The organism is Pseudomonas sp. NPDC088414 (assembly GCF_044753325.1).
In the GTDB taxonomy this organism is placed as follows: Bacteria; Pseudomonadota; Gammaproteobacteria; order Pseudomonadales; family Pseudomonadaceae; genus Aquipseudomonas.
In genome coordinates this window covers 23,572-47,053 of record NZ_JBIVMY010000006.1, presented here as the reverse complement: position 1 = coordinate 47,053, position 23,482 = coordinate 23,572, and the positions used below count along the sequence as shown (strand labels likewise).

24 protein-coding genes are annotated in these 23,482 nt (G+C 61.0%); 11 read left to right on the top strand and 13 right to left on the bottom strand.

Going from position 1 to position 23,482, the window contains the following annotated elements; genetic code table 11:
- Positions 1-2: 2 nt before the first annotated feature.
- A complete protein-coding gene (locus ACIP8I_RS08875; protein ID WP_285375189.1) occupies positions 3-950 on the bottom strand; it encodes a DnaJ C-terminal domain-containing protein in 948 nt (315 codons plus the stop codon).
- Between the two features lie 291 nt (positions 951-1,241).
- Between ACIP8I_RS08875 and ACIP8I_RS08870 the strand changes: the two genes are divergently transcribed.
- Complete coding sequence (locus ACIP8I_RS08870; protein WP_400760304.1) at positions 1,242-2,516, top strand: Hsp70 family protein; 1,275 nt, start codon at positions 1,242-1,244, stop codon at positions 2,514-2,516.
- A gap of 149 nt (positions 2,517-2,665) precedes the next feature.
- Here ACIP8I_RS08870 and ACIP8I_RS08865 read toward each other — a convergent pair whose 3' ends face one another.
- The 3 genes from ACIP8I_RS08865 to ACIP8I_RS08855 all read right to left on the bottom strand — a co-directional run bounded on the left by ACIP8I_RS08865 (position 2,666) and on the right by ACIP8I_RS08855 (position 5,011).
- On the bottom strand, positions 2,666-3,679 hold the full coding sequence (locus ACIP8I_RS08865; protein WP_027613551.1) for an AI-2E family transporter: 1,014 nt from the start codon (positions 3,677-3,679) through the stop codon (positions 2,666-2,668).
- A gap of 168 nt (positions 3,680-3,847) precedes the next feature.
- A complete protein-coding gene (locus tag ACIP8I_RS08860; RefSeq protein WP_007966973.1) occupies positions 3,848-4,153 on the bottom strand; it encodes a PsiF family protein in 306 nt (101 codons plus the stop codon).
- Between the two features lie 63 nt (positions 4,154-4,216).
- Entirely contained in the window at positions 4,217-5,011 is a 795-nt protein-coding gene (locus tag ACIP8I_RS08855) for an AraC family transcriptional regulator (protein WP_400760302.1), read from the bottom strand.
- 97 nt (positions 5,012-5,108) lie between these two features.
- Between ACIP8I_RS08855 and ACIP8I_RS08850 the strand changes: the two genes are divergently transcribed.
- Positions 5,109-5,996, top strand: a complete 888-nt coding sequence (locus tag ACIP8I_RS08850) for a DMT family transporter (protein WP_400760299.1) — start codon at positions 5,109-5,111, stop codon at positions 5,994-5,996.
- 113 nt (positions 5,997-6,109) lie between these two features.
- Here ACIP8I_RS08850 and ACIP8I_RS08845 read toward each other — a convergent pair whose 3' ends face one another.
- The 3 genes from ACIP8I_RS08845 to ACIP8I_RS08835 all read right to left on the bottom strand — a co-directional run bounded on the left by ACIP8I_RS08845 (position 6,110) and on the right by ACIP8I_RS08835 (position 8,035).
- Positions 6,110-7,000, bottom strand: a complete 891-nt coding sequence (locus tag ACIP8I_RS08845; RefSeq protein WP_400760297.1) for an esterase/lipase family protein — start codon at positions 6,998-7,000, stop codon at positions 6,110-6,112.
- 90 nt (positions 7,001-7,090) lie between these two features.
- A complete protein-coding gene (locus tag ACIP8I_RS08840) occupies positions 7,091-7,396 on the bottom strand; it encodes a DMT family transporter (RefSeq protein ID WP_400760294.1) in 306 nt (101 codons plus the stop codon).
- Positions 7,397-8,035, bottom strand: a complete 639-nt coding sequence (locus ACIP8I_RS08835; RefSeq protein ID WP_400760291.1) for an FMN-dependent NADH-azoreductase — start codon at positions 8,033-8,035, stop codon at positions 7,397-7,399. It abuts the gene before it with no gap.
- A gap of 109 nt (positions 8,036-8,144) precedes the next feature.
- Between ACIP8I_RS08835 and ACIP8I_RS08830 the strand changes: the two genes are divergently transcribed.
- Together ACIP8I_RS08830 and ACIP8I_RS08825 are read left to right on the top strand one after the other, a co-directional pair.
- Positions 8,145-9,101: a LysR substrate-binding domain-containing protein gene (locus ACIP8I_RS08830; RefSeq protein ID WP_400760288.1), complete on the top strand. Its 957-nt coding sequence runs from the start codon at positions 8,145-8,147 to the stop codon at positions 9,099-9,101.
- Positions 9,102-9,195: 94 nt separating this feature from the next.
- Positions 9,196-9,729, top strand: coding sequence for a bacterioferritin (locus tag ACIP8I_RS08825; RefSeq protein WP_007966958.1), 534 nt, complete (start codon positions 9,196-9,198; stop codon positions 9,727-9,729).
- Positions 9,730-9,848: 119 nt separating this feature from the next.
- On the opposite strand, the gene ACIP8I_RS08820 is transcribed toward ACIP8I_RS08825, so the two are convergent.
- Positions 9,849-11,924, bottom strand: a complete 2,076-nt coding sequence (locus ACIP8I_RS08820) for an AsmA family protein (protein ID WP_400760286.1) — start codon at positions 11,922-11,924, stop codon at positions 9,849-9,851.
- Positions 11,925-12,309: 385 nt separating this feature from the next.
- On the opposite strand from ACIP8I_RS08820, the gene ACIP8I_RS08815 reads away from it, so the two are divergent.
- From ACIP8I_RS08815 to ACIP8I_RS08785, 7 genes are all read left to right on the top strand, one after another.
- Complete coding sequence (locus ACIP8I_RS08815; RefSeq protein WP_400760284.1) at positions 12,310-12,816, top strand: hypothetical protein; 507 nt, start codon at positions 12,310-12,312, stop codon at positions 12,814-12,816.
- A 175-nt stretch (positions 12,817-12,991) separates the two neighbouring features.
- Positions 12,992-13,624, top strand: coding sequence for a TetR family transcriptional regulator (locus tag ACIP8I_RS08810; protein WP_007966952.1), 633 nt, complete (start codon positions 12,992-12,994; stop codon positions 13,622-13,624).
- Between the two features lie 298 nt (positions 13,625-13,922).
- Positions 13,923-14,423, top strand: a complete 501-nt coding sequence (gene ureE / locus ACIP8I_RS08805; RefSeq protein WP_003221180.1) for an urease accessory protein UreE — start codon at positions 13,923-13,925, stop codon at positions 14,421-14,423.
- A complete protein-coding gene (locus ACIP8I_RS08800) occupies positions 14,420-15,094 on the top strand; it encodes an urease accessory protein UreF (protein WP_400760281.1) in 675 nt (224 codons plus the stop codon). The genes ureE and ACIP8I_RS08800 overlap by 4 nt, the downstream gene beginning before the upstream one ends.
- A 23-nt stretch (positions 15,095-15,117) precedes the next feature.
- Entirely contained in the window at positions 15,118-15,732 is a 615-nt protein-coding gene (gene ureG, locus ACIP8I_RS08795; RefSeq protein WP_400760280.1) for an urease accessory protein UreG, read from the top strand.
- 27 nt (positions 15,733-15,759) lie between these two features.
- A complete protein-coding gene (locus ACIP8I_RS08790) occupies positions 15,760-16,332 on the top strand; it encodes a HupE/UreJ family protein (RefSeq protein WP_400760278.1) in 573 nt (190 codons plus the stop codon).
- A gap of 284 nt (positions 16,333-16,616) precedes the next feature.
- Positions 16,617-17,750, top strand: a complete 1,134-nt coding sequence (locus tag ACIP8I_RS08785) for an AGE family epimerase/isomerase (protein WP_400760275.1) — start codon at positions 16,617-16,619, stop codon at positions 17,748-17,750.
- A gap of 130 nt (positions 17,751-17,880) precedes the next feature.
- Here the strand turns inward: ACIP8I_RS08785 and ACIP8I_RS08780 are convergent, their stop codons facing one another.
- From ACIP8I_RS08780 to livM, 5 genes are all read right to left on the bottom strand, one after another.
- A complete protein-coding gene (locus tag ACIP8I_RS08780; RefSeq protein WP_400760272.1) occupies positions 17,881-18,786 on the bottom strand; it encodes a cation diffusion facilitator family transporter in 906 nt (301 codons plus the stop codon).
- Between the two features lie 198 nt (positions 18,787-18,984).
- Complete coding sequence (locus ACIP8I_RS08775; protein ID WP_041065617.1) at positions 18,985-19,749, bottom strand: SDR family oxidoreductase; 765 nt, start codon at positions 19,747-19,749, stop codon at positions 18,985-18,987.
- A gap of 847 nt (positions 19,750-20,596) precedes the next feature.
- On the bottom strand, positions 20,597-21,313 hold the full coding sequence (locus ACIP8I_RS08770) for an ABC transporter ATP-binding protein (protein WP_007967489.1): 717 nt from the start codon (positions 21,311-21,313) through the stop codon (positions 20,597-20,599).
- Positions 21,310-22,182, bottom strand: coding sequence for an ABC transporter ATP-binding protein (locus tag ACIP8I_RS08765; RefSeq protein ID WP_007967487.1), 873 nt, complete (start codon positions 22,180-22,182; stop codon positions 21,310-21,312). The genes ACIP8I_RS08770 and ACIP8I_RS08765 overlap by 4 nt, the downstream gene beginning before the upstream one ends.
- Positions 22,179-23,480: a high-affinity branched-chain amino acid ABC transporter permease LivM gene (gene livM / locus ACIP8I_RS08760; protein ID WP_041065627.1), complete on the bottom strand. Its 1,302-nt coding sequence runs from the start codon at positions 23,478-23,480 to the stop codon at positions 22,179-22,181. Before livM ends, ACIP8I_RS08765 begins: the two co-directional genes overlap by 4 nt.
- Positions 23,481-23,482 lie beyond the last annotated feature (2 nt).

The following is a 23,482-nucleotide window of genomic DNA, read 5'->3' as shown; positions in this document are numbered from 1 at the left end:
ATTCAGAAGTTCTCTCGTGGGTTGAACGCGGCTTTCTTCGCCAGTTCCTGCCACAGCGCCTTGACCTCGTCGTCGGAGGTTTTCGGCATCACGGCCTTGAGCTGCACGAACAGGTAACCGCGCTCACCGGCCTTGTTTTTCAGACCATGACCCTTGGCACGCATGCGCTGACCGTTCTGACTGCCGGCCGGAACCTTGAGGTTGATCTTGCCGGTCAGGGTCGGCACGGCCACCTCGGTGCCCAGCGCCAGCTCCCAAGGTGCCAAGGGCAGGGTGATGATCAGGTTTTCGCCTTCGACATCGAATTTCGGGTGCGGCGCAAAACGAATGGTCAGGTACAGGTCGCCATTGGCCCCGCCACCGATGCCCGGTGCGCCCTGGCCTTTGAGGCGGATGCGCTCGCCGTCGGTCACGCCCGCCGGGATCTTCACGTTCAGGCTCTTGCTGGTATTGCTGACGTGCTGACCGTTGGCGTTGTATTGCGGGACCTGAAAGCTGACCTTCTTCGATTCGTCCGACAAGGTCTCCTCAAGGAAGACCGGCAGTTCCATTTCCACGTCTTGCCCTCGGCGTCCTGCACTGCGTTGTTGCCGACCGTCGCCACCGAAACCGGCGCCGCGATTGCCGAAGATCGAACTGAAGAAGTCCGAAAAGTCGCCGGTGTCGCCACCGCCGCCGCCAAAACCGCCGCGGCTCTGCCAGCCCGGCGGGCCCTGGAACGGCTGACCGTGCTGGCCATAACGACGCAGCTCGTCATATTCGGCGCGCTTGTCGGCGCTTTTCAGCGCTTCATAGGCTTCCGAGGCGTCCTTGAACTTGGCCTCGGCGTCTTTTTCCTTGCTGACATCGGGGTGGTATTTGCGTGCCAGCTTGCGATAGGCAGCCTTGATCGCCTTGTCGTCCGCTGTCGGCTCCACGCCGAGTATCTTGTAATAGTCTTTGAAGTCCATCGAAGGAATCACCATCCGTTATCGATTTCGCGCCGAGGCCAGCATGCGCTCATTCGCGCGTGCCGGGTTGACCGATCTCAACTTTGTGACCGGGTGGCGCAGCAGAAGTTTATCGGCAGTGGACGACGGTTCTTGCGACCGCCGGTATGTCTGCCGGCCCATGCCAGCAAGTTTGGGGCGAAGCTGCGACTTTCAAGAAGCTTAGTCGTGAAATAGCAGATGACCGGCCTTCGAATCTGCCGCGCACTGACATACACTGCGCGGCCGTTTTTTGACCGGAACCCGAAAGACATGAACAACGCCTCTCCAGCCCGTGCCTGCGGCATCGACTTCGGCACCTCCAACTCCACTGTCGGCTGGCTGCGCCCCGGCATGGAAACGATGATCGCGCTGGAAGACGACAAGATCACCCTGCCGTCGGTGGTGTTCTTCAACATCGAAGAGCGCCGTCCGGTGTACGGTCGCCTGGCCCTGCACGAGTACCTGGAAGGCTACGAAGGCCGGCTGATGCGCTCGCTCAAGAGCCTGCTCGGTTCCAAGCTGATCAAGCACGACACCAGCGTGCTCGGCACCGCGATGCCGTTCAAGGATCTATTGGGGCTGTTCATCGGCCAGCTCAAGAGCCGTGCCGAAACCGCCGCCGGTCGCGAGTTCGAACAAGTGGTGCTGGGGCGTCCGGTGTTTTTCGTCGATGACGACCCGCTGGCTGACCAGGAAGCCGAAGACACCCTGGTCGAAGTGGCTCGCAAGCTCGGCTTCAAGGACGTGTCGTTCCAGTACGAACCAATCGCCGCGGCATTCGACTACGAGTCGACCATCGAGAAAGAAGAGCTGGTGCTGATCGTCGACATCGGCGGTGGTACGTCCGACTTCTCGCTGGTACGCCTGTCGCCCGAGCGTCGCGGCATGGACAACCGCCACGATGACATCCTCGCCACCGGCGGCGTGCACATCGGCGGGACCGACTTCGACAAACAGCTGAGCCTGCAAGGCCTGATGCCGCTGTTCGGCTACGGCAGCCGGATGAAGAGCGGCGCCTACATGCCGACCAGTCACCACATGAACCTGGCGACCTGGCACACCATCAACTCGGTGTACTCGCAGAAATCCACCCTGGCGCTGGGCAGCATGCGCTACGACATCGAGGACACCGGCGGCATCGACCGCCTGTTCAAGCTGATCGAACAGCGCGCCGGGCACTGGCTGGCGATGGAAGTCGAAGAAACCAAGATCCAGCTGACCCACGCCGACAGCCGCCACGTACCGCTGGACCGCATCGAGCCGGGCCTGAGCGTAGAACTGAGCCGCGCCCTGTTCGAGTCGTCGATCGACGCCTTGCTTGAACGCGTGCGCGGCAGCGTTACGCAGCTGTTGAACGATGCCAACGTGTCGGTGGCGCAGGTCGATACGGTGTTCTTCACCGGCGGTTCGAGCGGCATTCCGGCGCTGCGCAGCAGTGTTTCGGCGATGCTGCCGAATGCGCGGCATGTGGAAGGGAATATCTTTGGCAGCATTGGCAGTGGTCTGGCGATTGAGGCGATGAAGCGTTACGGCTCGATGGCCTGATCACACAACCTGTAATGGTCTGATCACACACCTTGTGGCGAGGGAGCTTGCTCCCGCTGGACTGCGCAGCAGGCCCAGGCTTTTGATTCAAGGAGCGGGGGCGCTTCGCGCCCCAGCGGGAGCAAGCTCCCTCGCCACAGTGGATCGCCTTACACCATCCCGCCCAGCTTCAACTCACTCTTCAGATACGCGTAATAAATCGGCCCCGCCACCACCCCCGGCAGGCCGAACGCGGCCTCGAACACCAGCATCGCCAGCAGCAACTCCCACGACTTGGCACTGATCTGCCCGCCGACGATGCGCGCGTTGAGGAAGTATTCGAGCTTGTGGATAAAAATCAGATAGCCCAGCGCCGCTACCGCCACCCAGATCGACAGCGACAGGCCGACGATGGTGATCAGCGTGTTCGACATCAGGTTGCCGATCACCGGCAGCAGGCCGAGCAGGAAGGTCAGTACGATCAGGGTCTTGGTCAGCGGCAGCTTGATGCCGAACAGCGGCAGGACCACCACCAGGAAAATCGCGGTAAAGAAGGTGTTGAGCAGGGAAATCTTGATCTGCGCGAAGACGATGTTGCGAAAAGCTTGAACCACCAGATGCAGACGGTCGAACAGGGCGGCGGCCAGCGGTTTGCGCTTGGTCAGGTCCGGTACGCGCTGCAAGGCGATGATCGCGCCGAGGACCATGCCGATCAGCAAGGTGACGAACATGTGCGCCGCGTCCTTGCCCACCAGTTGCAGCTCGGACAGATGCTTGCTCGCCCATTCGCCGATGGCCACGCGAAATTCCGCAGCGCTGGCCGGCAGGTAAGCATCGAGAAACGGTGGCAATTGCCCGCGCGCGCGGTCAACCACGCCCATGAATTTGTCGAGCGAGGCGCCCGGGTTTTCCGCTTCGTGCAGCAGGAAACTGATGGCGCCAGCAAAGATCAGCGCCAGCACACTGACCACCAGGGTGCCCAGCAACGCCACCGCCAGCCAGCGCGCACGCCGGCCTTCGATCAGCCGTTGCAGTTGCGGGGTGAGCATGTTGACCAGCTCGAACACCAGCAGACCGGCCAGCAGGCTGGGCAACAAGCGCAGCGGCAACGCCAGCAGCAGACCGCCACAAATGATGATGCAACTGACCCAGAACACAACATGACGCTCAGAAAACGTTGGCATACAGCCTCAAAACGAACGGCGTAAAAGGATTGGCAGTCTGCCAGCGATCCGGCGCCGAAGCGAGTAGATGCCCCGCATCCTGGTCGCGCCGAAAAGATCGCAGCCTGCGGCAGCTCCTACAGGATCGCGGTTCATGTAGGAGCTGCCGCAGGCTGCGATCTTTTGATCTTATTTTTTCTTCAGGCAATCACTCATGAAGGTCTTGCGCGCATCGCCGGTCAGGGCCTTGGTTTTCGCATCGGCGTTGCAGGTCTTCATTTTTTCCTGCTGCGGGGTCAGCACTTTTCCGTCATTGGCGGCCGGTGCAGCCTTGAGACAGGTGCTCATGAAAGTCTTGCGCTCGTCGCCCTTGAGGCTTTTGGCGGTAGCGTCAGCATTGCAGGTGGTCATTTTGTTCTGTTGCGCCGTGGCGGCGAAACCCTGGGAACACAGGAGCAGACCGATCATCAACAAAGGCACACGCAACATCTTCATGGAGTTTTCTCCTTGTCGCCGCATCGATGGATGCGACCTCCGCTGAAGTGTAGCCAAATCTTGTTACACCTTCCTGCCTTCCAGGTGGCTACGTCGGTATTGTTCCGGCGTACACCCGGCCTGCCGGGCAAACATGGCAATGAACGCCGAGCCGCTGCTGTAGCCGAGATCGAAGGCGATTTCCTGCACGCTGCGGGTACCTTCCAGCGCCTCGATGGCCGCGAGATAACGCAGGCGCTGACGCCATTCGCCGAAACTCAGTCCCAGTTCGCGCACGAACTGCCGGGCCAGCGTGCGTTCACTGACGTGTACCTGCGCCGCCCAGTGGGCCAGCGGCTGGTTGTTCCCTGGATCGGCCTGCAAGGCGTCGAGAATCGCCAGCAAGCCGGGATTGCTTGCGTACGGCAGATAACACTCATGCACCGGCGCCTGTTGCAGTTGATCGACCAGCACCTGGGCCAGACGCTGATCAGCGTCGAGTTCGGGTATTTTCACGTCGCGGGCGGCGAAGTCCTTGAGAATCGCCTTGAGGATGTCGCTGATCGCCAAGGTGCAGGCGCGCGCCGGCAGATCGGCGCAGACTTTGGGGTCGAGGCACACCGCGCGGTAGTTGACCGGTTGATGGCTGTAGAAACTGTGCTCGACCTGCGGCGGCACCCACACCGCGTAGTGCGGCGGCGACATGAAGCGGCTGCCGTCGACGTCCATGTGCAGCACACCGTGGGCCGCGTACTCCAGCGTGCCCCACGGATGACGGTGCGGCGCGGCGTATTCATGGGCGTTGAAGTCGGCATAGCGGAAGTACACCGCTGACGGCAGTTCGCTGAAATCCAGCAAATCGATGTGTTTACTGTTCATGCTGTCCGGTTGCAGAGGCAGGTTGTCCGGTTCGCAGTATAGGCCTGCATCCAGACAAGGGATAATCAGCGTTCATCAACGTTCTGGTTTTAACCCCATGCAATACGCGTTTCCCCTGCTGGCGATTTTCATCTGGGCCGGCAATACCGTGATCAACAAACTGGCGGTCGGGGCGATCTTCCCCGCCGAGATCGGTTTCTACCGCTGGCTGCTGGCCGGCCTGTTGTTCACGCCTTTCATGCTCAAAGCGGTGATCGCGCACTGGCCGCAGATCCGCCCCAACCTGGGCAAGATCTTCATCCTCGGCGTGCTGGGCATGGCGGTCTATCAAAGCCTGGCCTACTTCGCCGCAACCCTGACCACCGCGACCAACATGGGCATCATTCTGTCGATGATGCCACTGATGTCGCTGGCCATGGCGATCATCAGCCTCGGCCAGCGCCTGACCGCCGGGGCCTTGTTCGGCGCAGTGCTGTCGTTCGCCGGGGTGCTGGTGGTGGTGTCGTCCGGCAGCCTCGGCGCGCTGCTGCAACACGGGGTGAACCTGGGTGACGCGATGATGCTGATCGCCACCCTGGCCTACGCGATCTACAGCACCCTGCTGAAAAAATGGCAGCTGCGTTTGTCGCCGCTGGTGTTGCTGTACCTGCAGGTGCTGGTGGCGATTGTGGTGCTGTTTCCGCTGTACGCCGCCTCGCCGAAAACCGGCTTCACCGCGCAGAACATTCCGCTGGTGCTGTACGCGTGCCTGCTGGCGTCAATGCTTGCGCCGCTGGCGTGGATGCAGGCGGTGCAGCGTCTGGGGCCGAGCCGCACCACGTTGTTCTTTAACTTGCTGCCGCTGATCACCGCGCTGATTGCGGCAGTGGTGTTGAAGGAGCAGTTGGCGATGTATCACCTGGTGGGTGGGGTGTTGACGCTGGGTGGTGTGATTCTTTCCGAGCGTTGGACCACGGTGTTGGGCCGCCGGATCAGCGTTGCCTGACAAATTCCTGTGGCGAGGGAGCTTGCTCCCGCTGGGGCGCGAAGCGGCCCCTTTTAAAGCCGGGGCCTGCTGCGCAGCCCAGCGGGAGCAAGCTCCCTCGCCACAAGAGCAGGTTAAACGCCAGCAGCCTTCAGCCGCGCCGCATGCTCGACAAACAACCGCACCGGATCCGCGCCTTTGCCCACCAGCCCCAGCGACTGGTTGACGATGTCGAAGTGGTCCAGCGGATAGTCGTCGCCAATCACCGTGCCCAGGTGCGAGCTGTAGCGCCCGACCATCCCGTCACACTGCCCCGGCTCGCGCACGAAGGTTTTCGCGAACAGCCGACAGCTGCGATTGGTGCCGTCAAACAGGTTGCCGCCGCGATCGGTCTTGCCCGGTTGCAACGTCCCCGACCACGAGTAATAACGCACGCCATTGACCTCTTCCGGCCCCTGCCCGCCCCAGGTTTCGGGCAGGCCCTGTGGATAACGCTGATTGAACAGCGCCACCCCTTCGCTGGTGAGCGATTGATGCGAGGCGTGGATATCCACCGGCAGTTTCGGCCCGTGGTAACCGGTTTCCAGCAATGCCATCAGCCAGCCGACAACCCGCAGCAGCGCTTCGAGCAGACGACCCTTGGCAGTGTTCGCCGGATAGTGTTGCTGCAGATAGTCGGCCAGTTCCGAACCATGATTGGGGCCGGCCACGGACGTCACCGAAGCGACCAGATCCGGCCGTTTCGCGGCGGCATAACGCGCGGTCAGCGAGCCCTGGCTGTGGCCGAACAGATTGACCCTGGCAGCGCCGGTCTCGCGCAGAATCTCGTCGATGCGCGCCAGCAACTGCTCGCCACGCACCTCGGTGGAATTGAGCGGCGACACCTGCACCGCAATTACTGTCGCCCCGCCACGACGCAACGCCTTGATGATCCCGTACCAGTACGGATACAGCAGCAGCCGGATAAACCCGAGCATGCCCGGCACCAGCACCAGTGGATAACGTGTCGCCGAACCTTGTGACATGGGCAAACATCCTTGTGGTCGTGAGTGGATGCCAGACGTGCAAAACGCCCGCCAAGCCTCCCCCTTGATGATGACAACTGCACCATCAGCCTACTTCAGGCCCACCACCCCCGCCACAATCAGCCCCACCGACAGCAGTTTCATCAGGGTCAGGCTCTCGCCCAACAGGGCAAAGCCGAGAAACACCGTGCCCAGCGAGCCGATGGCGGTCCAGATCGGATAAGCGATGCTCACCGGTAATTCACGCAGCGCCAACGTCAGGAAATAGATCCCGCCAATCGCCGCCACCACCGTGATCAGCGACGGCCACAGGCGGGTGAAGCCTTCGGCGTACTTCATGCCCATGGCGAAAGTCACTTCGAAGCCGGCGGCGATCAGCAGGAACAGCCAGGCCACTTAGAACGTCCGGGCGAGGTCGAGCAAACGCTGCTCGGCCTCAGCCACCGACACCGCGAAGGTGCGCTCGGCCGACTCTTCGCCCTCAGCCGCAACCACGGTGACGTCGTTGATGCCAATAAATCCCAACGCCGTACGCAGCCATGGATCGGCGTGGTTCAGGGCTTCCAGTTCACCGCCGGGGCCGAAGCCGAAACCGCCGCGACTGGTGACGATCAGCGCTTTCTTGCCCTGCAGCAGCGGGGTGTATTGGGCCACGCCGTTGTCCAGGGTGTGGTCGAAGGTCAGGCCCAGCCGCACGATCTGGTCGACCCAGGCCTTGAGGCCGCTGGGCACGCTGAAGTTGTACATCGGCGTGGAAATCAGCAGCAGATCGTGAGCGAACAACTCGCCGACCAGCTGATCGCTGAGCGCCAGATCGGCCTGCATCGACAGTGGACGCGCCTCGGGTTCAGGATGAAACGCAGCCGCGACAAAGGCTTCGTTGACCGGCGGGATCAAGACGCGCCCGACTTCGCGGCGGGTGACCTGCGCCTGGGGATGGCGCACTTGCCAGGCGCTGAGAAAGCTTTCTGCCAGGCGCCGTGAATGCGAACGGTCACCCCGTGGGCTGGCATGGATCGCAAGAATTTTGCTCATCTGTATTTCCTCCGGACTAGAATCAAACGGCTTGTGGCTTGCAGCTTGAAGCGCGTGGCCGCGTCCATTCAAATGAGCAAAAATCAGTCGGGATGAATTCATTTCATCCATGGAGTTCTCAATGTTCGCCTCGTTGCCGCTGACCGGCCTGCGCGCCTTCGAATCCGCTTCGCGCCTGCTGAGCTTCAAGGCCGCCGCCGAGGAATTGTCGGTCACACCGACGGCGATTTCTCATCAGATTCGCGCGCTGGAAGACTGGCTCGGCGTGGCACTGTTCGAACGCTTGCCACGTCAGGTGCGCCTGACGGAAGGTGGCGAGCGGCTGTTTCGCAGCCTGCACGGCGCGCTGCTGGAAGTCGCGCAAAGCGTCGACACCCTGCGTCCGCAACGCAGTGGCGCCAGCCTGACGTTATCGACCACCGCCGCGTTTGCCGCGCTGTGGCTGGTGCCGCGCCTCGGAAGGTTTTATGCGCAACACCCGAACATCAACGTGCGCCTGGATACCCACTGCGAAGTCATCGACCTGCATCAGGACGCCAGCGTCGATCTGGTGCTGCGCTACAGCCTCGACGATTACCCCAATCTCTACGGTCTGTGCCTGTTCGATGAGTCCTTCGGCGTATATGGCTCGCCGGAGCAGGTGGCGCTGGCCGCCCGACGCACGCCGGCGCTGATCAGCGTGCGCTGGCACAACTCGAAGCTGTATGCCCACGGCTGGGAAGCCTGGTGCGCCCGCTCCGGCGAGTCGTGGCTGAATCAGCATCCGGCGATCCGTGAATACGACGAGGAACATTACGCCCTGCAAGCGGCGATTGCCGGGCAAGGTCTGGTGCTGGCGAGCAATATTCTGGTGTCGCAAAGCGTCGCCAGCGGGTTGCTGGTGCCGTACAAAGGGCAGGTGCAGGTCGATGGTGCCGGGTACAGCGCTTTGTGTGTGCCAGGGCGCGAGCGGCATCCGCCGGTGCGGGCGTTTTTTGCCTGGTTACAGGAGGAGGCCGTGTTGTCGGGGCTCACGCCAAGATCGCAGCCTTCGGCAGCGCCTACAGGGGGGACGCTGGAAATCTGATAAAACTTTTTCGATCGCGCAGGACTCACAACCAGGGTATGCGATCACGCCTGAAGAGCGTGGCGCCCATTGGATTAGCCTCCTGGAGATCGAAATGAGCGATGACCTGCATTTGTCTGATGTTCAAACCCTGCGCGAGCGCGCACGACAGCACGTCGAGAACGGCGCGGTAACCGAGAGCTACAGCGCCGACCGTGACGAGGTGCTGCGCCTGCTCAATGAGTCGCTGGCCACCGAACTGGTCTGCGTCCTGCGTTACAAACGTCACTACTTCATGGCCAACGGCGTGAAGGCTCACGTGGCCGCCGAAGAATTCCTCGAACATGCAACCCAGGAAGCGCAACACGCCGACCGTCTGGCCGAGCGCATCGTGCAACTGGGTGGCGAACCGGAGTTCAATCCGGACCTGCTGTCGAAAATGTCCCACGCCCAGTACGTGGCCGGGAACACCTTGAAGGAAATGGTCTACGAAGACCTGGTGGCCGAACGGATCGCCATCGACAGCTACCGTGAAATCATTCAGTACATCGGCGAAAAAGACCCCACCACCCGGCGCATCTTCGAAGACATCCTCGCGCAGGAAGAAGAGCATGCGGATGACATGGCCGACATTCTGAAAGACCTGTAAGCCTTCAAAACCGCCTTCGCGAGCAACAGAAGCAAAAAGATCGCAGCCTGCGGCAGCTCCTACAGAGGAATGCATTTTCCTGTAGGAGCTGCCGCAGGCTGCGATCTTTTGCTCTTGCTTTACTTGGTTGGCTTGACGGTCACGGGCGCCTTGCCCGCCTTCATCTGCTCAAGCAGCGGCGCACACTGATTCGGCTCCCCACCGCTCGGCGCCACCAGCGCCAGCAGCCCCGCCGCCGGTGCTGCGATCACGCCCAATGCCACCATCCCCGCCCCGCGCAGCATCAACGGCACAGCCTTCACACCTGCATCCGGCTTGATGAACTTGCCGCGCACGTACAACGGTGAACGCAGCGAAATCAGGCGCCAGCCCTTGGATTCCGGCGTAACGGTCAGATCCAGTTGCTCGGTGGCCATGTTCGCGGTGCCGTCGATGTAGATGATCGCGTTCTCGGTATCGAACACAAACAGCCGTGTGGTCGCCAGGCCGGTCTTGATGTCGAAGTCCGCCGCCGCGCAGTTGATCTTCACTTCCTTGTCGCCAAAAATCTTGCCGACCACGTAGTTGCCGACGTTGAGTCCCGCCAGTTCCATCAGCTCACGGCTGATTGCGCCGTCGTTGATCAGCATCTTCAACTGGCCATTGGCGCCGCCGAGCAGCTTGGCCACCGAGTTGCCGCGACCGCTGATATCCGCATCACCGTTGAGCTCACCGAAGCTGGTTTTCATCGGTTCGAAGGTCGGGAACAACTGCTTGAGCTTGAACCCGCGCGCGGTCAGTTTGGCCCGGCCTTCCATAGGTTCGGTGCGACCGTTGAGACGGATCTGCGCGTCCAGATTGCCGCCGGCCACGCCGAAGCGCAGCGGTTCGAGGCTGAGTTCGCCGTCGTTGAGTTTCAGGTGGGTATAGAGGTCGGTGAACGGCAGTTTCTCGCTGTGGACGATGCGCTTGCCGGTGAACTCGACATCGGCATCCATCGCGCGCCAGCGGTCGGTCTTGAATTCTTCCACCGGCAACACTTTGTCGGTCGGCTGCTTGCTCTCGCCGCCGCGAGCCTTTTGCTTGTCATTGGAGTCGGCGCCGATCAGCGGCGCGAGGTCGGCGAACAGCAGTTGATTGGACAGCAGCGCCCCGCTGAGCTTGGGCCGTGGCTGGCTGGCGACGTAGGTCAGATCGCCGTGAATATCGCTGCTGCCGATCTTGCCGTTGAACTGCTCATAGGTGAATTTCGCCCCGGCGGCGTCATGCAGTTTGGCGATCAAGTGACCGTCGGTGGAATACGGCGGCGTATCCGGCAGGGTCACGCCGGTCAGCGGATAGAGGTTGCCGAGGCTGGCGCCGGCCAGTTTCAGGCGCAGGTCGAGGGCACCGAGGTTGAGCGGGTCAGTGAGGGTGCCGGCCAGTTCGATGCTGGTGGCGCCGATCTTCGCCTGGGCCTGCAGCGGAAACGGTTTGTTCGCGTCCTGCAACGCCAGCAGCCCGCCGATCTTGCCCTGACCGGTGAGATTCTGGCCGTGGTACTGGCCTTTGACCTTCAGCGCAAATGCATAGTCCTGCGGCGCGGCGCCCTTGTCCTGGGCAGTCTTCGCGGCTTTGTCACCGACGATATCGCTGAACGGAATCGGCTTGCCCAGCGGATCAATCACCACGTCGAGGTTGGTTTTCAGCGTCTGGTCATCCAGCGTGACGTGGCCCTTGTCGAAGCCGATGGCCCCGATGTCCACCACCCAGTTTGACGGTTCGGCATTCGGGTCTTTCGGGTCGAACTTGAACGTCCAGTTGGCGCGGCCATCGGCCAGGCGTTGCAGTTGCGCGTTGGGCTCGGTCAGGTCGATACGCGGGATCGTCACCCGCTGCGCCAGCAGGGCCAGCGGCGAGATGCGCAGTTCCACGCGTTTGAGCGTGACCATCTGCGGCTGCTTCGACCAGTCCGGGTTGCCCAGCGTCAGGTCTTCAGCCACCACGTGCGGCCACGGCACCCAGGCACGCCAACCGCCCTCTTCCGGCTCGCGCTGCCAGATCACCGCGAGGTTGCCATTGATGGCGAACGGTCGATGCAGTTCTTCCGAGACTTTGGCGTTGAGTGGCGGTTTGATCCGGTTCCAGTCGAAGAACACGATGATCAGAACCAGTACCGCCAGCAGCAGTACGAGGATGGCGAAGGTCCAACTGAAGATTTTTCCGGTGCGCGTCATGCACAAAACTCCTGATGACGACCGCACGCCGACTTCGCGACGCACAGCTGAAACGGCGGGCCAAAGCGGCCCTCATGAAATCTACGACTGGCAAACAGTGCGCAGGTTTAATCGGAATATAGATTCCGTGGCAAAAAATCGCCCGAATGCTGACCGATCGGTCGAACAGCGTTACCGCCACCCGCACATTTGCGAGGCGCGAGTGAGTCGAAAATACCCACTGCAGTGCAAAACCACCGTCCGCAAACGCCCGAGCTAGAGCGCCTCGGCAGAACAATCAATTCTGTTGATTATTACCATTGCGTTTATGAACTTTTATATCGACTTATCGAGAGTAGCATTGGCTTCGTACCCACTTTATCGCCCTCCCAAGGAGCAACCCATCATGAAACGCCAATTACTGCTCAGCCTTACCCTGTCGATGCTAGCCAGCACTGCTTTCGCCCTGCCCGCTGCCGATCAGGCTACCCCACAAGTGAAAGCCAGCCACTCGGTGTTCAGCCAGACTGTGGCGGCTGACGGCGGCGAACGCACGCCACAAGGTCAGACCCTGGCTGAAAACGGCCGCAATCGTCTGGAAGAAAAAGGCCTGGTACAAGATGGCTACGACAAGACTCCACAAGGTCAAGCTGTAGCAGAAGGCGGCCGTGATCGCCTGGAAGAGAAAGGTCTGGTGCAAGACGGCTATGACAAGACGCCACAAGGTCAGACCCTGGCATCCGATGGCGGCGACCGCACTCCACAAGGTCAAACCCTCGCTGAAGGTGGCGGTGACCGTACCCCACAAGGTCAGACCCTCGCCGAAGACGGTTTCGATAAAACCCCACTGGGCCAGGCCGTTGCCGAAGGCGGTGGTGACCGTGTGATCGAACGCAACAGCGCTTTGAGCTAAGCCCATGGCGGCCTGGAAAAAAAGCCCAATCAGCGGATTGGGCTTTTGATTTTTTCAGCACTGCAATCCGCAAAAACCCGTTTCCCCGCTCACCTCCCTCCCCCTGCCGTTCGACGCCAGCAAAGCCGATTTGCTAGAGTGCGGCGCTTGTCCTGCCTAAGAAAACGCCTTTGCGATGCTGCCCCGCGCCGAACAGAAACAACAGACCCGCAACGCCCTGATGGACGCTGCCCGCCATTTGATGGAAAGCGGCCGAGGATTCGGCAGCCTGAGCCTGCGCGAAGTGACCAAGACCGCCGGCATCGTGCCCACCGGTTTCTACCGGCATTTCGCCGACATGGACGAACTCGGTCTGGTGCTGGTCAGTGAAGTCGGCCAGACCTTCCGCGAAACCATCCGCCTGGTCCGCCACAACGAATTCGTCATGGGCGGCATCATCGATGCCTCGGTGCGGATCTTCCTCGACGTGGTCAGCGCCAACCGTTCGCAATTCCTGTTTCTGGCGCGCGAGCAGTACGGCGGCTCGCTGCCGGTGCGTCAGGCGATTGGCCGTCTGCGCGAGAACATCAGCGCCGACCTTGCGGCCGATCTGACGCTGATGCCCAAGCTGCAACATCTGGATGCAGCCGGACTGAGCGTGATCGCCGACCTGATCGTCAAATCGGTGTTCGCTACCCTGCCGGACATCATCGACCCGCCCGCCGAAGCCCTGCCGGAGCATCTGACGCCACAGGCGAAGATCACTCAGCAACTGCGCTTTATCTTTATCGGCCTCAAGCATTGGCAAGGGCTGGGCAGTACCGAGTAATTCCCTTTCCCAAAACCTCACAAATCCCCTGTAGGAGTGAGCCTGCTCGCGATAGCGTCCGTTCAGTCAGCCAAGAATTGACTGGAAGACCGCTATCGCGAGCAGGCTCACTCCTACATTGCTTTGTGTGACAGCCACAAATTGGTGCATGTAAAAATCTTCACGCACCAAAACCTTCCAAAATTCTGCAACATCTTGAAACATCCTCTACGCTCCGACAGGGATTTCCTACATCTCGGCCGGTTGGCAAGCCCCTTGCTCTAGCCCTCCCTACAAGTCCACTGCTGGAAGCTTTCCGATGCTGGTGATTCATCGCAGAATCGACCCTCAACCTGTCTGGTCCGCCGAGTTGCACCTGACCTTCGAAGCGCGGAGCAAAAGCCGTCTGCGCTGTTTCAGTGCCGATGGCGAAGACGTCGGGTTGTTTCTGGAGCGCGGTCAGGCGCCGTTATATGACGGCGAATGCCTGCAGGCCGAGGACGGCCGCATCGTTCGCGTCTGCGCCCGCCCCGAGCAACTGCTGCATGTCACCTGCGCCAATGCCTTCGAGCTGACCCGCGCCGCCTATCATCTGGGTAACCGCCACGTCGCCTTGCAAGTCGGCGATGGCTGGCTGCGCCTGCTCGACGACTATGTGCTCAAAGCCATGCTCGAACAGCTTGGCGCACAGGTCGAGGCGATTGAAGCGCCGTTCCAGCCGGAACACGGTGCTTACGGCGGCGGCCATCACCATTCGCGACACGGCGACGAAGATTTCAACTACGCGCCCAAACTCCATCAGTTCGGCGTACGCCTGTGAATCCGGCCTGGGCGCTGCTGCGCCTGGCCAGTCCGCAACTGCCGATTGGCGGCTACAGCTATTCGCAAGGCCTGGAAATGGCGGTGGATAACGGCCGCGTGAACAACCCGGACAGCGCCCGGCGCTGGATCAGCGATCAACTACTGCTCAACCTCGCGCGTTTCGAGGCGCCGCTGCTGCTGGCTCATTGTCAGGCCGCGGCCGAGGAAAACTGGCCCGAGTTGCTGCATCTCTGCGAAACCCACCGTGCCAGCCGCGAGACCCGTGAGTTGCATCTGGAGAGCCGGCAGATGGGTTACTCGCTGCAGCAGTTGCTCAACGGTCTGCCGGAACTCGACGCGCCGGCCCGCCGCTTTCTTGAGCAATGCGCCGAACCGCATCTGGCCCTCGGCTGGGCACTCGCCGCCCGCGCCTGGCAGATCAGCCCGCAGGACGCGCTCGCCGCGTGGCTGTGGAGCTGGCTGGAAAACCAGCTCGCGGTATTGATGAAAACCCTGCCGCTGGGCCAGCAAGCCGCCCAGCGCCTGACCAGCGAACTGCTGCCGCTGCTGCAACAGGCGCAGCAGGACGCCACCCGCATCCATCCCGAACACATCGGCAGTGCCGCGTTCGGCCTGTCCCTGGCGTGCATGGCCCATGAGCGCCAGTACAGCCGTCTGTTTCGCTCTTAGAGCCTGTCATCTTGGAGAAGCACATGAACACACAACCCCTGCGCGTCGGCATCGGCGGCCCGGTCGGTTCCGGCAAAACCGCATTGACCCTGGCTCTGTGCCTGGCGCTGCGTGATCGCTACAACCTGGCCGTCGTCACCAACGACATCTACACCCGCGAAGACGCCGACTTTCTGGTGCGCAACCAAGCGCTGGCGCCGGAGCGGATCATCGGCGTGGAAACCGGTGGCTGCCCGCACACGGCAATCCGCGAAGACGCCTCGATCAACCTCGAAGCGGTCGATCAACTGAACCGGCGCTTTCCGGGGCTGGACCTGATTCTGGTGGAATCCGGTGGCGACAACCTGTCGGCGACCTTCAGCCCGGAGCTGTCGGACCTGACCATCTACGTGATCGACGTCTCCGCCGGCGACAAGTTGCCGCGCAAGGGCGGCCCGGGGATCTGCAAGTCCGACCTGCTGGTGATCAACAAGATCGACCTGGCGCCGCTGGTCGGTGCTTCGCTGGAAATGATGAACAGCGACACCCAGCGCATGCGCAACGGCAAGCCATTCGTCTTCAGCAACCAGAAAACCGGTCAGGGCCTGGAAGACATCATCGCCTTCATCGAACGCCAGGGCCTGCTGAACGCCGCCTGACTTTTTGACCAACAAGGAAGCTTATCCATGACACTCAAACGCATTCTCGGCGCCGTGGCGCTGCTGCTGACCCCGGCCCTCGCTTTCGCCCACCCGGGCCACGGCGACAGCGGTCTGGTCGCCGGTATCAGCCACCCGATCGGCGGCCTCGACCACTTGCTGGCGATGGTCGCGGTCGGCCTGTGGGCCGCGCAGCAACAAGGCGCGGCGCGCTGGGCGCTGCCGTGCACCTTCGTCGGCACCATGCTGATCGGCGGCCTGCTCGGCTTTGAAGGGCTGGAGCTGCCGGCGCTGGAAAGCGGGATTGCAGCTTCGGTACTGGCGCTGGGTCTGGCGGTGGCGCTGGCGGTGCGTCCGCCGCTGGTAATGGCGGTGGCGGCAACGGCACTGTTTGCGCTGTTCCACGGTGTGGCCCATGGCCTGGAACTGCCGGACATGAGCAGCCCTTGGGCATATGCCGCCGGTTTTGTCGCGGCGACTGCGGCGCTGCATGCGGCGGGTTATGCCGTGGTTCGTTTTCTGCCGCAGGCTGCAGCACCCTTGGTGCGAGTGGCGGGGGCCGCTTCGGCGGTGACCGGTGCATGGTTGCTGGCTGGCTGATCTCTATCGCCTGAACCGGCCCCATCGCTGGCAAGCCAGCTCCCACAATTGGAATGCATCCTCCTGTAGGAGCTGCCGCAGGCTGCGATCTTTTGACTTTGGTTGTTAAAAGCCAGATCAAAAGATCGCAGCCTGCAGCAGCTCCTACAGAATCAAGCTGCGAATCCGGTTCAACTGTGGGAGCGAGCTTGCTCGCGAAGGCGGTCTGACAGACACCGCGTCTCTAAAGGACGCGGCTCTGCTACCATGTCGCGCAATCGCCCCAGCCGTGACGACGTCCGCCAATGCCCCATGCTTGCCGCTCCACCTCCCTGCCCGAATTGACCACCCTGTTCAGCGACGTGCAACAGCACTTTCTGAACGTGATCGTGCCGCTCTGGCAAGGCCCGGGCTGGAACGCCGACATGGCTCTGCCCTATGAGGCACTCGACGCGGCGCATCAACCCTTGCCACCGCAACGCTATCGGGCGATGGCCTGCGCACGGCAGCTGTACCTGTTTTCCAGCCTGATCGGGGTTGTGGATAACGCCGACGTACACGCCGCCGCGCTGTTCCGCTCGCTGCAACGGCATTTCCACGATGCCGAGCATGGTGGCTGGTTCTACAGCATCGACGCGCAAGGCAAGCCGCTGGATCAGCGCAAAGACCTCTACACCCACGCCTTCATCCTGTTCGCCTGCGCCCATTACTGGGCCAAGTCCCGCGAGCCGCTGGTGGAATCCACGCTGAACGCCGCACTGGAAGTCATCGGCCGCCGTTTCGCCACTGGCGACGGCCTGTACGAAGCCTGCCTGGAGCGCGACTGGATCACCCTGCAAACCGGTCCGCTGCAAAACCCGCTGATGCACTTGGCCGAAGCATTTCTCGCCACTTTAGCGGTACGTGAAGACGCGCCGACGCAGCAAGCGCTGGTGCAGTTATGCACAGCCATGCACAAGCAGTTCGTCGACCCGCAATACGGGGTGTTGATGGAGAAACCGCTGGGGGCTGTGGATAACTGGTACGAACCGGGGCATCAGTTCGAATGGTATTTCCTGCTTGAGTCTTCAGCCCTGCTGCGCGGCTCGAAACTGCACGCTGCGCTGGACCGGGCATTCGCTTTTACCGAACAATTCGGTGTTGAACAGCCTTCAGGGGCGGTGCGGGCGATGCTCGATCTGCAACTGGACGGTCGCCCGAAAGATTCGACTCAGCGGATCTGGGCTCAGGCGGAATACTTGCGCGCCCTGACCTTGCGCCCGGACAGCGAAGCCGCAGTGCTGCGCCAGTTGCAGGCGCTGCAGCAGCGGTTTCTGCATGCGGGCGGGTGGCATGAATGCCGGGATGAGCTGGGAGAGGTCAGCCGCAAGGACATGCCTTCGACGACGCCTTATCACTTGGCGACGTGCTACAGCGGATTGGCTGAATACCTGAACTGATTGACTGAACTTATCCTGTGGCGAGGGAGCTTGCTCCCGCTTGAGTGCGCAGCACTCACAAAAATCCGGGGCCGCTTCGCAGCCCAGCGCGAGCAAGCTCGCTCGCCACAGGAGATTCAGCAGCTCCGAATCAGGCAATCCACTTCTTGTCACCCGTAAAGCTGATGGTCAACCAGCGCGCCGCATCCGGCTCGCCTAACTGCGCCGAAATCTCCTCACGCAACGCATCCAGTTGCCCAACGCTCTGCAACCGGTAATCCGCCGGCAACACCACATGAATCTCGATAAAACGCGCCCGCCCGTGCTTCTGCACGTAGGTCACGTAGTCGTCGAAACCATGCTCGACTTTCGCCGCTTCCATGACCTGACGCACCAGATCATCCAGGGTGTCCGGGGCAATACCCAGTACATCACGCAGCGCCGGGCCAAGGATCTTGAACGCCGGCGGCAACATGGTCAGGGCCAGCACGATCAGGATCAGCGGGTCGACAAACTTCGCCCACTCGCCGAAGCCCTGCGCCTTGAGCAGCAACGCGGCGAGAAAACTGATCAACAGACCCACCGAGAGCATCGCGTCCACCAGCCAGCTGATGTTGTCGAACTGGATCAGGGTGGACTTGAGCTTGCGATTGCGCCGGCGCACGTAGAAGAAATAGGCGAACTCGACGACGGTGAACACCGCCGCATAAATGATCACCAACCCCAGCTCGATCTCGCGACCGCCGTTGATGATGCCGAACACGCCGTTGAGAAACGCATAGATGGCGATCAACAGCAGGAAGCTGCCTTCGATCAGCAGCACCATCGGCTCCAGATGCCAGAAGCCGAACTGAAAACGGTGATTGCTTTCTTTGGCGATCAGCCGTGCGGTGATCAGCATCAGCACTTTGATGAACGTTGCGATCAGCGAGAAAAAACCATCGAAAAGGATGGATTGCGAACCTGAAACAAAACCGGTGACGATCCCGGCAATCGACACCGCCAACATCAGGATGGTCGATTGTTTGAGCAGTGACTGCTCACCTCGGTTACTCACGTAGCCTCCTCTAAAAACCTTTGAACCGCGGGGTGCGGTGGGGTTTGTCGGAGTTGAGTTTACCTTATCGCCGGTTATGCCCGGTTTTGTGGCGAGGGAGCTTGCTCCCGCTGGGGTGCGGAGCGCCCCCGCTCTTCAGTTCAAAAAAACGGGCCTGCTGCGCAGTCCAGCGGGAGCAAGCTCCCTCGCCACAGGGTCTTACGCCTTGTTACGCTCGATGGCAAAACCGGCCCAGGTCTGGCTCACCGGCATCAGCTCCAGGCTGTTGATGTTGATGTGCGCCGGGGCATTAAGCACCCAGAAAATGGTCTCGGCGATGTCCTGCGGCTGGATCGGCTCGGCACCGGCGTAAGTGGCGTTGTAGCGTTCCTGGTCACCGGCAAAGCGCACCAGCGAGAACTCGCTTTCGCACAGACCCGGCTCGATGTTGCTGACACGCACGCCAGTGCCCTGAAGGTCGCAACGCAGGTTCAGCGAGAATTGCTTAACGAACGCCTTGGTCGCGCCATACACGTGGCTGCCCGGGTACGGGTAGTTGCCGGCGATGGAGCCGAGGTTGACGATACCGGCGCCACGGCCGTGAGCGATCAAACGCGGCAGCAGCAGACGAGTGCTGTACATCAGGCCCTTGACGTTGGTGTCGACCATGGTGTCCCAGTCGTCGAGGTCGCATTTGGGTGCCGGATCGACGCCCAGCGCCAGCCCGGCGTTGTTGATCAGGCCACGCAGCTTGGCGAACGACGGCGGCAGATTGGCAATTGCCTCTTCCATCGCCTTGCGGTCACGCACGTCGAGCACCAGGCCATGCACTTCGGTCTGCTTCGACAGTTCGGCGCACAGGGCATTCAGACGTTCTGCACGACGACCGGTCAACACCAGTTTCCAGCCAGCCTCGGCGAAACGACGGGCACAGGCTTCACCAAAACCGGAGGTTGCGCCGGTAATAAACAGGGTGTTGGACATCGTGTTCTCCTTGCGTCGGCCACGAGCGCGGCCATTGAAATAGAAAATCAGCAGCCAGCATGCCCGGCCCGGCATTTACGAGCAACACCCGCACCGGGACATCTTTCGATCAAATTTTGATCAACCGTCGCTACGCCATACCTGCCGTGGCCTGTAGCCATGTGCACGCACGTTATCCACAGTCCCTTCCACAGTTTCCGGGGGCAAGTGGAAACGCGCAAAGCCGCGCCACACAAGGCTTTGCGCAGGAAATAGAAAGTTTTTTGCTTGACCCTGAAGCGGCTGTTGTGCCGGAGATGGCATTTTGCACGACCGACCGGTCAGCGCAGTGATTGCGCGAGGCCAGTAATTACGGCCCTCAGCGCGGTCTTTCCAGAGTTTAATCACAGACTTATCCACAGGCTTGTTCACATCGATTTGTCACTGCAGTGCAGCCTAGAAAAAGGTTGACAACAGCGTCTTCAGTCTCCGCAAAAATGCCTGATCAATAATCAACCACCGGCCTGCAAGCCACGGTTAACAAGGGCTGCAGCCAGCTACTCCCACGTTATTCACAGCCAGCTCCACAGCAAACGGGGACAAGTCAAAACTGTGGAAAAACAGCCATTTGCAGCGTCTATATGTCGCGCTTTGGCAGCTATGGGAATTTGTTTTCCACAATTTTGTAAATCGCGCAAAACCTTGTAGGAGTGAGCCTGCTCGCGATAGCGGTGTATCAGCCACCTCGAATGCGGAATTTAGTACCGCTATCGCGAGCAGGCTCACTCCTACAGGGAATCTGTGTGGACTTGGGATGTAAAAAGCCCCGGGACTTTCGTCGCGGGGCTTGTGGACAACTCAGGAAGTATCAATGCCCACCCAGATAAGCGTTGCGCACCTCCTCATTCACCAGCAGCTCTTTACCGGTACCGGTCAGGCGAATCTCGCCGTTGACCATCACGTACGCCCGGTCAGACAGCTTCAGCGCATGGTTGGCGTTCTGCTCGACGAGGAAAATGGTCATGCCGGTTTTCGCCAGTTCCCGCAGGGTGGCGAAGATCTGTTTCACCACGATCGGTGCCAACCCCAAGCTTGGCTCATCGAGCAGCAGCAGTTTCGGCCGGCTCATCAGCGCACGGGCGATGGCGAGCATTTGCTGCTCGCCGCCGGACATGGTCATCGCCCGCTGGGTACGGCGCTCTTCGAGCCGCGGGAACAGCTCGAACATGCGCTGCATGTCCTCCTTGGCGTACTTGTCGCCAATCGGGATGGTGCCCATCAGCAGGTTTTCCTCGACGGTCATGTCGGGGAACACCCGCCGCCCTTCCGGCGACTGCGCGATGCCGTTGGAGGCGATGTAGTGCGAGGACTTGTGGGTGATGTCGACACCTTGATAGAGGATCTGCCCGCCCGCCGCCCGTGGCTGGCCGAAGATCGACATCAGCAGTGTGGACTTACCCGCGCCGTTGGAACCGATCAGGCTGACGGTCTCGCCTTCGTTGATCTCAAGCGACACGCCTTTGAGGGCCTGAATCGGGCCGTAGAACACGTCCAGATCTTTGAGTTCGAGGATCGGTTTGCTCATACCAGCTCCTCTTCGTCGGCGCCCAGGTAGGCGGCAATCACTTTCGGATCGTTGCGGATCGCCTCAGGCCCGCCCTCGGCGATGACAATGCCGTGGTCCAGCACCACGATGTGGTCGGAAATGCTCATCACCATGCCCATGTCGTGTTCGATCAGCACCACGGTCAGATCGTGCTCGTCGCGCAGCAGCCGGATCATCGCGCTCAGCGCTTCGGTTTCCTGAGGGTTGAGGCCGGCGGCCGGTTCGTCGAGGCAGATGATCTGCGGGCGGGTGCACATGGCCCGGGCGATCTCCAGACGACGTTGCTGACCGTAGGACAGCTCACCGGCCAGACGATTGGCGCAGTCCACCAGATCCACCACTTCGAGCCAGTAGAACGCGCAATCCAGCGCATCGCTTTCCGCTTTGCGGTAGCCCTTGGTGTTGAGGATGCCGGCGAGCATGTTGCGGTTGACCCACATGTGCTGCGCCACCAGCAGGTTTTCCAGCACCGACATTTCCTTGAACAGACGAATGTTCTGGAAGGTTCGGGCCAGGCCTGCGCGGTTCACCAGATGCGTGCCGCCGAACATCTTGTAGTACAGGCGACTGAGGAAGCTTTTCGGCGACACGAAGTCGGTCGGTTTGAACGACTCGCCCAGCAATTGAATGACGTTGGTCTGCTGGCCGCGCACGTTGAGTTCGATCTTGCCGCCGGAGGCCTTGTAGAACCCGGTCAGGCAGTTGAACACCGTGGTCTTGCCGGCGCCGTTCGGCCCTATCAGGGCGAAGATCGAGTTGCGTTTGACCTTGAGGCTCACATCGCTCAAAGCCTTGATGCCACCGAAGTGCATCATCAGTTTTTCCACAGAGAGAACAACTTCACTCATGGCGCAGTCCTCTCATAGTGAATGGCACCTTTGCGTGGAGTGACCCCGGTACGGCTGATGCGGATCAGCCCGCGTGGTCGCCAGATCATCATCAACACCATCAGGATGCCGAACAGCAGCACGCGGTATTCGGCGAAGCCACGCAGGAGTTCCGGAGCAACCGTCAGCACGAACGCCGCGATCACCACGCCGATGGTCGAGCCCATGCCGCCGAGCACGACGATGGCGAGGATCAGCGCCGATTCGAAGAAGGTGAACGAGGTCGGGTTGACGAAGCCTTGATAGGTGGCGAAAAACACCCCGGCCAGGCCTGCCGTCGACGCACCGATGGTGAACGCCGAGAGCTTGACCAGCACGTGGTTGAGGCCCATCGAGCGGCAGGCGATTTCATCTTCGCGCAGGGCTTCCCAAGCGCGACCCACCGGCATTTTCACCAGACGATGCTTGATGTACAGCACGGCCAGCACTACCAGGAACAACACCGTGTAGATGAAGTAATACTTCACGTCCGGGTTGTAGGCGATGCCGAAAAACTCATGGAACGGCACCCCGCCATCCTTGGCCCGCTTGCCGAACTCCAGGCCGAAGAACGTCGGCAATGGCGCCGGCATACCGTTCGGGCCGCCGGTCAGCGACAGCCAGTTGTTGAGGATCAGACGGATGATTTCCCCGAAGCCCAGGGTCACGATTGCCAGATAGTCACCGTGCAGACGCAGCACCGGAAAACCGAGGATACAACCTGCCAGGCCCGCGGTGATCGCCGCCAGTGGCAGTACGGTCCAGAAACCCAGCCCGAGGTACTGATAACCCAGCGCCAGACCGTAGGCGCCGATGGCGTAGAACGCCACGTAACCGAGGTCGAGCAGGCCGGCCAGACCGACCACGATGTTCAGCCCAAGCCCCAGCAGCACGTAGATCAGCCCGAGGATAACCACGCCCAGCAGGTACGAGTTGGAAACAAACGGCACAATGACCGCGAGCACAATCAACAGTGGAATGATCCAGCGCAGGCGTGATTTGTGATCGGCAGGCAGCACATGCACACCGGACCCGGTGCTCTCGAAGCCGTCGAGAATCTTCAGGCCCTTGGGCGTCTGCAGAAACAGGCTGAGGGCAAAGCGGCCGATCATGACAATGCCGATGATCCACGCCACGCGGGTTGGTTCGAGGTTGAAGCTGTAGCCGTCGAGCACGACACCGACAATCGGACCAAAAACGATCAGGGCAATCAGGCCGGCCAGAATCGCCTCAACCAGGCTTTTTTTGATATCGATATTTTTTTGAGTGGTTGAAGACATCG